The 10,111-nt window shown below is 43.2% G+C and carries 11 protein-coding genes; 3 read left to right on the top strand and 8 right to left on the bottom strand.

Annotated elements, in window-relative coordinates; genetic code table 11:
- The first annotated feature begins 70 nt into the window (after positions 1-70).
- Positions 71-940 carry a LysR family transcriptional regulator gene (locus CAG60_RS10135; RefSeq protein ID WP_161438864.1) on the top strand — a complete coding sequence of 290 codons (870 nt, stop codon included), beginning with the start codon at positions 71-73 and terminating at the stop codon, positions 938-940.
- Between the two features lie 10 nt (positions 941-950).
- Here the strand turns inward: CAG60_RS10135 and CAG60_RS10130 are convergent, their stop codons facing one another.
- Complete coding sequence (locus tag CAG60_RS10130) at positions 951-1,184, bottom strand: glutaredoxin family protein (RefSeq protein WP_040904261.1); 234 nt, start codon at positions 1,182-1,184, stop codon at positions 951-953.
- Between the two features lie 144 nt (positions 1,185-1,328).
- Between CAG60_RS10130 and CAG60_RS10125 the strand changes: the two genes are divergently transcribed.
- Together CAG60_RS10125 and CAG60_RS10120 are read left to right on the top strand one after the other, a co-directional pair.
- A complete protein-coding gene (locus CAG60_RS10125; protein ID WP_154167994.1) occupies positions 1,329-1,835 on the top strand; it encodes a M48 metallopeptidase family protein in 507 nt (168 codons plus the stop codon).
- A 125-nt stretch (positions 1,836-1,960) separates the two neighbouring features.
- Positions 1,961-2,185, top strand: coding sequence for a hypothetical protein (locus tag CAG60_RS10120; RefSeq protein WP_004395142.1), 225 nt, complete (start codon positions 1,961-1,963; stop codon positions 2,183-2,185).
- Here CAG60_RS10120 and pilW read toward each other — a convergent pair whose 3' ends face one another.
- The 7 genes from pilW to CAG60_RS10085 all read right to left on the bottom strand — a co-directional run bounded on the left by pilW (position 2,186) and on the right by CAG60_RS10085 (position 9,583).
- On the bottom strand, positions 2,186-2,908 hold the full coding sequence (gene pilW / locus CAG60_RS10115; RefSeq protein WP_161438865.1) for a type IV pilus biogenesis/stability protein PilW: 723 nt from the start codon (positions 2,906-2,908) through the stop codon (positions 2,186-2,188). It abuts the gene before it with no gap.
- A 261-nt stretch (positions 2,909-3,169) separates the two neighbouring features.
- Positions 3,170-4,111 carry a homoserine O-acetyltransferase MetA gene (metA, locus tag CAG60_RS10110; RefSeq protein WP_004395144.1) on the bottom strand — a complete coding sequence of 314 codons (942 nt, stop codon included), beginning with the start codon at positions 4,109-4,111 and terminating at the stop codon, positions 3,170-3,172.
- Positions 4,112-4,538: 427 nt separating this feature from the next.
- Positions 4,539-5,687 carry an ABC transporter permease gene (locus tag CAG60_RS10105; protein WP_154167999.1) on the bottom strand — a complete coding sequence of 383 codons (1,149 nt, stop codon included), beginning with the start codon at positions 5,685-5,687 and terminating at the stop codon, positions 4,539-4,541.
- A complete protein-coding gene (locus tag CAG60_RS10100; protein WP_004395146.1) occupies positions 5,674-6,837 on the bottom strand; it encodes an ABC transporter permease in 1,164 nt (387 codons plus the stop codon). The genes CAG60_RS10105 and CAG60_RS10100 overlap by 14 nt, the downstream gene beginning before the upstream one ends.
- Positions 6,838-6,841: 4 nt before the next feature.
- A complete protein-coding gene (locus CAG60_RS10095; RefSeq protein ID WP_158143820.1) occupies positions 6,842-7,816 on the bottom strand; it encodes an HlyD family secretion protein in 975 nt (324 codons plus the stop codon).
- Entirely contained in the window at positions 7,813-9,228 is a 1,416-nt protein-coding gene (locus CAG60_RS10090; RefSeq protein WP_161438863.1) for a TolC family protein, read from the bottom strand. Before CAG60_RS10090 ends, CAG60_RS10095 begins: the two co-directional genes overlap by 4 nt.
- A gap of 121 nt (positions 9,229-9,349) precedes the next feature.
- The gene (locus CAG60_RS10085; protein ID WP_040904267.1) at positions 9,350-9,583 is read right to left on the bottom strand and encodes a hypothetical protein; all 234 of its coding nucleotides are present in this window, start codon (positions 9,581-9,583) and stop codon (positions 9,350-9,352) included.
- Positions 9,584-10,111: the final 528 nt, after the last annotated feature.

Here is a 10,111-nt window from a genome sequence, read left to right as displayed (position 1 = left end):
AACTAGCAGCGTTATCCGGATTAATAAAATATATTATAAATATCGAAGCAATAACTTTAATTAATAGCTAATGGATAGTCGTCAATTACGATATTTTCTTGCGGTGGCAGAGCATGAGAACTTCACTCATGCCGCACAGCAACTGCACATCGCTCAGCCAGCATTAAGTATTGCTATTAAAAAATTTGAGCAGCAGCTGGGTGTAAACCTATTTAAGCGTGGTGATCGTAAAGTAAGTTTAACGCATGAAGGTTCGGTATTAATCGACCATGCTCGACGAATTTTGCAGCAAATCGACAATGCTCAATTAGCCATGGATGAACTCAAAGGACTGGTAAAAGGGGAAGTGCGCTTAGGTGCACCAAGTATGATGGGTAGTTATTTTTTTCCACCGATCGTAATGGCGTTTAAAACCCAGTTTCCGAATTTAAAAATGACGGTCATTGATGCGGGAACCCAATCGATACGCAAAATGTTATTAGCAGGAGAGCTCGATGTCGGCGTGATTTTAAATCAAGATGTGCCTGCTGATTTAGAAACTGACCCGTTACTCTCTTCCCCGATGGTGGCCGTTGTAGGACAGCATCATCCACTGGCTGCTCAAACGCAGATCGATTTTAAGCAATTTTTTGAGCATCAACTGGTGATGTTTAAAACGGGTTACTTTCACCGTGAGTTCATTGATAAGGTGTGTAAAACACATCAACATGAGGCAAAAATTGCTTTTGAGACTAACCTGTTACCGATGATCCTCAGCATTGTTAAACAAGAACACGCGATTACTGCTTTATTGACGCTGGTCGCAGATAATGAACCGGAAGTGAGAGCAATACCGTTCACACCTCCCGTCTCCATTGATCTCGCGTTAGCGTGGCGTAAAGAGGGCTATTTATCTAATGCCGATAGAACGTTTATCGAATTTGTAAAGCAATACGTTTAATCCGCCGCGCTTAGCTTTTTTGGGTATAGAGTCGTTCAAAATTACTGACGTTCCAGCCAATCAAGAGCTGATCGCCAATTTTGAGGACAGGGAGACTTCTTGCTCCTAGCGCATCTAACTCTTTGCGACCGCGCGCCATTTTGGCATTACACAAACGGTACTGAATACCTTTCGCATCCAAATAACGCTGGGCATCTTTACAGTGAGGGCACTTGTCTTTGACATAAAGGACAACACGTTTCATTTTTAGGCTCACTTTGACCAAAAGGGCGAATTCTAACGCTGGCTGAGCCGATACACAAGCCGCCTTGTAGTGGCAATAGGCATTACTTCTTGGGCCATTTAAGTTACACTGCCACGTCAAAAATTGATGCGACAGAGTGAATTTATGCATCCTGTATTGAAGTATATTCAAGGTTATCCCACCTCGCTAATAGAACAAATTCAACAATTAATCACTCAAGATAAGTTGATCCCTTGGTTTGAGCAGCGTTACCCAGAGCGGCACGCTATCCAGAGTGAAAAAGCGCTGTTTAACTACACGATGGCGATTAAAAATCAGTATATGAAGAAGACGTCACCGCTGAGTAAAGTGGTGTACGATGGCAAAATTCATCTTATTAATAATGCGCTCGGTCTACACAGTTATGTTTCTCGGGTGCACGGCAACAAGATAAAAGCCAAAAATGAGATTCGTATTGCTAGTGCATTCAAACAAGCACCAGAGCCTTTATTACGTATGCTCGTTGTGCACGAGTTGGCCCATTTACGTGAAAAAGACCACAATAAAGCTTTTTACCAACTGTGTTGTCATATGGAGCCTAATTATCATCAGTTAGAGTTTGATGCTCGGCTATACATGATGGTACTAGAATTGAGAGCTCAACAAGGTTAAGTCGTTCTGAAAGCGAAAATTTTAGATAAATTACGTGTATAATGACATCAGAGTCAAGAATATGGCTTATCTGCCGATAAATCAGTAAGAGGTATAAATAGCGCCTAAATCTAAGGAGGCCACAAATGGACATCGACTTCTATCTGCCATGTCAACCTGAGTGGCTTTGCGTGCCCTTTATGACCGTCTTTGGTTTACTACTCTTAGCTGGGCTGATTAAGTTTATTCGCATTGCTTATCGTGAATATAAGAAAATTGAACGTGCCAAAGCCGTTAAAAAGCAGCGCCGTGTCAATTATCGCGAGCGCAAAGGCGGCAGAGATGGTCGCCCAACTAACATCAAAAAATAGTTAGATCAGCTCTGCTAATAATGCCTGATATTTGTTTTCTAACGCAGGATTGCCGCTGCGTTTTTCTAGTTCAATCAATAGCTCTAAGGATGTCTTTTGATAACCATATTGTTGATGGAACTTCATTAAACGCAGCCGTGCTGGAATAAATTGGTCATCATCAATCTCCAACTTAGCCAGTTGTAGGATTGATCGAGCACGGTTAGGGTCATGATCTAACGAACGTTCGAAATAATAGTGCGCTTTTTGTTTATCGCCCGATTTTAAAGCGCAAAATCCTGCATTCTCATAGCTGGCGGGGATCAGATAATAGTAAGGCTGCTCAACGGCACGCATAAAATATTGATCGGCTCGGCTATATTCCCCTTGTTTACACAAAAAGGCACCGTAGTTATTAAGCACATTACCATTTCTGGGGTGCTCCCTTAATGCGGTTTGATAAAGCTGCTGCGCCGTTTCATTCTCTCCCACTATTTCAAAGTAGTGCGCCATGGAGAGCTGAGCGCGATAGTAGTGTGGCGCATGTTGGAGCGCTTTTTGTAGGCTTTGCCGAGCTTTTACCCGGTTACCTTGTTCGAGATAACCTAACCCTAACGCAATTCTTGATTCTGCCATTTCAATTGGAGTACTTCGTAATTCTGCTTGTCCCTGTTCAGTCATAGTAACGCAGCCACTTAGCCACAAGACACTGATCCCTAATCCCAATGCGGATCCCCATTTCATGCCATTTCTCCATTCAGCGACGTTGTGATGTTTGTTTACTCGAATTTTCAGTAGTGTCATCGCACTGATTCACTGGCATCACATTATCGATAGGACTCATCAGAGTGATTGAAGGATCTTGGCGAAGCCCAAATACAGCCGTAAATTCAAGTTGTTGTGGCGTCTATAATAGAATGATTGGGCGTTTGAAAAATGGCTAACCGACAAGGATGCGAGTCAGTTAGCAAACTCAGTTAGCCTAAGGTAAGAAGGGAAGTAGTGTTAATCGTCTTTAGTGAATTTATCTTCGCTAAAGTGCTCAAGATCATAGGGCGTTTGTTGATAAACACAATAATTAAGCCAGTTGGCAAATAATAAGTGCCCATGGCTTCGCCAGCTCGCCCGTGGTGGCTGCTCTGGATTATCATCAGGATAATAATTGAGTGGAATTGGCGGTTGCAAACCCTCTGCAACATCTCGCACATATTCTTGATGTAGGGTATCGGCATCATACTCGGGATGACCAGTCACAAACACATTTCGTTTATCTTTCGTTGCCGCTAAATAAACGCCTGCAATGCTTGATGTTGCAAGCAGATCGAGATCGGTATGTTGCTCTAGATAATCAGCGGCGAAATCAGCATAACGAGAGTGTGGAGCGAGGAAGGTATCATCGAATCCTCTTAGTAAAGGATGAAAAGGCTGATGAATCTCATGCTGATAAACCCCAGAGAGTTTTTCTTCTCGAGTGCGTTTGGGAAGGTTATATAGCAGTTTTAACCCAGCTTGCGCAGCCCAACAAATGTATAACGTTGAAGTGACATGATGTTTGGCCCAATTCATGACGCGCTGTAGATGGTCCCAGTAAGCGACATTTTCAAATTGAACCAATCCAAGCGGCGCGCCAGTAATGATAAGGCCATCGAAATTGCGTTGACTGACTTTATCAAATTGACGATAGAAAGCATTAAGATGGGCTTCCGGTGTATTTTTACTCGGACGATCATCGATGCGTAATAACTCAATATCAACTTGCAAAGGGGAATTAGACAGCAGTCGTAAGAACTGTGTCTCGGTTTCAATTTTTTTGGGCATTAAGTTTAAAATTAATACCTTAAGAGGTCGAATACCTTGCGTTGATGCACGAGATTCAGACATAACAAAGATGTTTTCTTGGCGTAGCACATCGGTTGCAGGTAGTTGATCGGGGATCTTAATTGGCACGGCTTGCTCCCTAAGCTAATGGACGTCTATACTTCTAGACTTATAACCTATGCAACTTTAAAAGTCGATAGCTAAGTGATATCTATCATGGTTATTTATTTAACTTCGATAAGGAATAAGATAGAGGAAGGATCTCGTGTTAATAGCGATAACAGATGCATGTATACCCAAACAACTTGGAAGTTGCAGGTCGGCGGCAAGTGAGTGAGTCCCCATGAGCATAGATAGACTCTATGATTGGGGTGAACAAACGTAGCCAACACTCCTGCAGCTTCAAATAGGAAGGGTATAGCAGGGGAGCGATGGCGATAATACAAGGGCTGGTGGGCTGCTCAAGCCACCGAAGTCATTCTTTGCTTCTTATGATTTCATGCCAACTCAGGATAAGAAAGTTTGTAGAACTTTCATTATCCTGAGTAGAGATTAGTTAGTCATGATGAGCGAGTTTTCCTTTGCCGGTTCGACGGTATTGCCACCACGCTAGCCAACCCCAGCCTAAGGTTTGTAACCAAAGCAGTGTCCATTGTGGTGCAATTTGCCACCATTCCGCGCCCATTTGATTAAGAGCAAGAAAACCTTGTATCCCTGGGGTGCTTGGAAATAGGCTGGCCAGCCAAGTGATAGGGGGCGGAATCGCTTCTAGTGGCCAAATAAAACCAGAAGAGAAAACTAAAGGCATCGAGCTGATTAAGACGACAACGGTGACGAGCTCTCGCCTTGGGGCGAGCGCACCAAGCCAGATACCGAGAAAACAAGCACTCAATAAAAAGGGTAATAAAAGTGTCAGCAATTGCCCCATATTGGCGAGAGTACTGATACCTAAACGACTAAAACTGGCTCCAAAGTAATACATACTGAGGAGGTAATAACAGGCGACAAACAGCAGTGTTCTTATTGCAATCAGTCGAAGTGGAGAGACGCGCTGCCAGTAGCCTTTACCCTGTTTTTGAGTACCGACCATTAATCCCACCGCCATAATCAGTGTTTGATGCAAAATCAACACAAATACACCGGGCACAACGTAATCGATATAACCCATTTTAGGGTTAAAAGTCGGCTTCATATTCGATTGTAGTGCAGACCAGTGTTCCATCGCGAGTCCCAAAGGCTCTCCATCGACGACCAAGCGCGCAACTTTCGCTTTCGCTGATAAAGTGCCACCAGCTTGAACCAATCCCTCTACCACCGTGCCATAGACCAGAAAGTACGCCGCGTCTCCGGCATAGGCTAGCGTTGGGCTTTTACCGAGCAGTAAATCTTTATAGAAATGTTCAGGGATCACCAAAATACCACTCACTTCGCCAGCTAAAAAGGCTGCTTTGGCATCCACGATCGAGTGATTTCGCTGGATGATTTTTATCTGTGGGGTAGCATCAACCATTCGCTCAAGTTGATAGCTAGTCTGGCTTTTATCTAAATTCACTACAGTAATGGGTAATTCACGAGGGGTTTGTTGGCTATACGGTAATGGATAGAGAAAAGAATAAAAAACCACACCACCGATCATGGTTAACATCACCACAGGATTAGTTATCAGCGCTTTTAACTCGGCTTTGAACAGATTAAACAGAGTCATGATTACTCCTTAGCGCGGTTTCTTTGCTTTGATGTTTATTAATAAGCACGAGTGTGATCACTAAAGGGAGTAGGTAACCGAGCATTGGCCATAAATGCTGAAGTGACTGCTGAGCGTTCAGTCCATAATTGACTTGGCTGATCTGCACTTCAATATAATGACTGATGGGTAACAAACTTCGCCAAGCAAGCGCGACGCTACTCATATCTGAGGCAGGAAAAGTGACGCCCATGAACGCAAAGCTCGGCGCGGTAAATGCACCCGCAAAACTCATTGCTCGAGCAGGGTCAAGGGTTAAAAAGTAAAAAAAACAGCCCATAATCATACAAGCTAAAATAGTCACCATCTGAGCAACAATGATGATTGAGAATCTACCGTGCATCGGCCATTGCATGGCTTGATAGAACCAAATTAAAAATCCAATTCCCTGAAGTAGGAAAATGACAAAATAGGGAGCCAGTGTTTTACTCAGGTTTCGGAAAGGGTGAGCCGCTAACCAACGTTGTAGACCATATTCACGATAATTTGCCGTTAAAATTAAAATTGTCGCGACCACGATAAAAATTTGCCACAGTGCAGGAACCGCCGCAGAGACTAAAAATTGAGCATAGTGATTATTTTTATTAAACAGTGGAGTCACTTGAGTTCGAACAGGCACCGCTTGTCCCAAAGCGCTCAACAGGGTTTGATCGCCTTTTGCTAAGGTTCTAGCTCCATCCAGTTGAGCGTTAAATGTTCCTTGGGCTTGAAGAACCGCTGAATTGATTAATCGTCCAATCAAAATATATTGGCTATTGTAAAAAGTACTGACTTGAGGCTGCTCCCCACGATAAATACTTTTATCAAACTGAGTAGGAATAACGACGTAAGCATAAATATCACTTGAGATTAATGCTTGTTTCGCTTCCGAGGCACTTTGATAGTGGCGTGTTACCGATAAGGTTGATGTAGCATCCAGTTGACGAACCATTTGCCGCGATAATTGGCTGTGTGATAGGTCGACCACACCTATCGGTAAATGATGGAGGATACCTTGGGAAAATATCCACCATAATAGCGCCGCCAGAGTAATGGGCACCCAAGTCAGACATGAGAGTAGCCAGTGATCGTGACGTAACAACTGCCACTGTGAAGGGAGACGGTTTGACATGGTCTTATAACTCAACAGCAACACTCATGCCCATTCTTAACCCATCAACGGGTTGTGTGGGGCGCGCTTCAACTTCAAAGGTCCTTAAATCAAAACCTTGTGAAGTATCGGTTGATCGCCAAGTAGCAAAGTCTCCCATTACTGCTATGTGGGTCACGGTAAATTCAACATACTTATCCAACGCAGGTAAGAATGCTTTGAAGCTTGATCCTTGTTCAAAGTGGCGCAATAAATCTTCTCGAACATTAAAGACTGCCCATGAGTCAGCACGATCAACCACGGTGACGACAGGAAAACCTTGCGGGGCTAATTCTCCGGCTTGCATTAATACTTGAGACACTTCACCGTCAAACCAGCTTTCAATGCGAGTATCAGCGGCATAAGCTTCTACTTCAGCCACCGCACCTGCGGCCATGCGTTCATTTTCAGAAGCGGCGAGTATGGTCTCTTTACGAGCCCCTTCTTTAGCCATTTCATACATTTGTAGAGCGGCATTTTCACTGTATCTGGCTGCACGCCATTGAGTATTGGCTTCATCTCGTCTTTGCTCAGCAACAACGCCTTGCTCGAAGAGATTATTCACTCGTAAATAGGTTTTTTCAGCCAGATCAGCCGCCGCTTTTGCGGTTAGCCATTGGTCTCTTGCTGCTTGTATTTGTTGGCTACGTGAACCCGTTTCCGCTTCTTGAGCTAATGCGCCAGCCGCTCTTTGCCCCGCCATCGCTTGTTCTAATTTAGCTTCGATTTCCGGACTATGAATGGTGAAAATTAGCTGACCTTTGCTGACGAGATCCCCTTTGCGAACAAAGACTTGATCAATACGTCCCGGCACTTTGGATGAGATACTGTATTGTTGAGACTCAATTTGTCCTTGGAGACGAATGGGTTGAGGCTGATAAGCTTGATAAAAGCTATAACCTATCCAAGCGACGGCGGCGACGACAGAAATTACAATAACAGAGGATTTAACCGCTTTCATGAAGGTTCCCTTTGTGAATCGACAAGGTGATTGGGCAGCATCGTTAAAGGAACTGCCATCTGCTTATAATGAGAGAAAGTTTGCATCTCACTCGATAAGGCTAAAAGCTTACTCAGAGAAATGAGATAGTTAAAACCAGCCACGGCTTGTTGAGTTTTAATGCTGGCTAAATAAAGTTCGGCATCGACAACGTCAAGCGAAGTGGCCAGACCTTGATTAAAGGCTTTTTGACGTAATGATAAGTTTTCTTGTGCCAAGCGTAAGCTTGAATTAAGCCCTTGTGCTTCTTCTAGAGCTTGTTCGGCTTCTTTATAGGTTTTTTCAACCAATACCGTTAAATCTTGTTCTGCTTGGGCGCGCAAAGAACGGACTTGTGAGACTAAGCTATTGGCGGCTTTCACTTGGTGGCTACGCCCAGTATTTTCAATTAAAGGCACACTGACGCCAACGCCAACGAGCCAATCGGGTTTCATTTGGCCCGCTAATGAGTCATCCTCATGTAAGCTATAGTTACCAAATAGATACACCTCTGGGTAGTATTTCCCTTTCTCAGCCTTGATAAGGCTATTGGCTTGTTTCTCTTTTGCGCTGAGCAGATCAAGGCCAGGATAGGTTGCTAAGGTTTGCTGTATAAAAGCACTCAAAGGAGGAAGGCTTTGGTTAATAAACAGCTGCCCACTTGGTTCAACAGGCTGATGTTGATTAAGTATTTGAGTTAAAGCACTTTGTGCAATATCTAAATCTTTTTCTGATTTTTTACGATCAATCGTTGCCTTATCAAGGGAAGCTTCGGCTTGTAGACGCTCAACTAAAGCGATTTGACCTTGTTGCTCAAGTTTAAGGGCCTTATCTCGATGCTGAGTCAATCCTTGCTCAACGGCAAGCCGAGTTTGTAACACTTCGCGTGCTAAAACCACACTAAAGTAGTACTTGGCTAAATCTTCGTAGCGTGCTTGGGTTACCATCGCTAATTGACTTTGTGCTTCTTCTTTTCTGCCTTGAGCGGCCGTTTGAGCGGCGGTAATACGTCCACCGGTAAAAATAGGCCATACCGCTCGAATCGAAGAACTAAAAATATCACGTTCAGTGATCGTTGAGCTTAGTGAACCGAGAGCTGGCGGTACGGGAAAAGGTAAATGAGCCCCGCTACTGCCTACAATTTGTTGTACGGATAAAGTGACATCTTTATCAAGCCGAGTATAGCTGGCTCCTAATGAAACCGAAGGAAGATTAAGATTTGCCGTAGAATCTTGGAGGTGCTGATAGTGCTCCACACTGGCTCGTTCGGCGGCTAATGAGTGGTTGCTTTGCTGCAAAATATCCCAAGCTTGCTGAAACGAAATCGGCATAGCATGGACAGAAGCACTACCCAGCAACGAGCACAACGTCAAAGTAATGGTTTTTAGCTTCATGTTACCGTTCAGAGTTCGATTTAGAGTGATTACTCTATAGTAGCGAGTTTTTTTTCGAGAGAGTAGTATTTTGTTGTAACAAGAGTTCAAAGCTGATTCGTTACTACGAATCAGCTTTGATTTATCGATGAGGGAAATGGGGACAGAAGAAATCTGCTCGCCAAATCAATTTTTTCGTGCCTTGCATCGTAGTGAGCACATCCTTGCCCGACATTTGTGGAAAAGCGAATAATACGCGGACTTGTTCATCGTTTTCTACCGCCAGTTCGTAAGCCCGAACATGAGTAAACGTTGACAGAAGATGCTCGCTTAGCATGTCTCGTGAAAGGCATATACCTAAAGCATCTTTTTCCATAATGACTTTCCTCCTGACGATGTAAAATGAGATAAGTCAATCGTTCCTAATCTATTTAAATGATTATGATGAGTAGGGAATGATTGATGATTTAACACCTCACTGCACTTATCAGTATATAGAAGAACGTACCTGTTGAGTAAAAAATAAGCGACATTATAAGTGATCGATGTCACATATTGATATGCAAAAGAGTTTCTATTGAGGTGTGATTTTTCCCATTTTAATGGGTTAATCATTGGTTCTGTGGTGCTTCTTTTACAACTACTCATCTATATTCATAGACTTGCTGGCAATAGCACGGTTTAAGGGAGCCATGGCGGATTAACGAGAGACTTTTTTCTTGGTAATTGGGTATAGATAACAAATTAAATAAACAATCTACCCCATTATCATTTTCTTTGGACGACTTGCGTATATACTACAAAAAGGAACGAACTTAACGCTTTGCCGAAAAGATGTGAATGATTATGAGCAATCCAAATAATACAATTTTATTAGAAAGTGGTACTAATGAGCTGGAAATTA

This window comes from Vibrio sp. V33_P6A3T137 (assembly GCF_009904835.1).
In the GTDB taxonomy this organism is placed as follows: domain Bacteria; phylum Pseudomonadota; class Gammaproteobacteria; order Enterobacterales; family Vibrionaceae; genus Vibrio; species Vibrio metschnikovii.
Note: the sequence above shows the minus strand (reverse complement) of the source record. Positions and strands in the feature narration are given on the sequence as shown.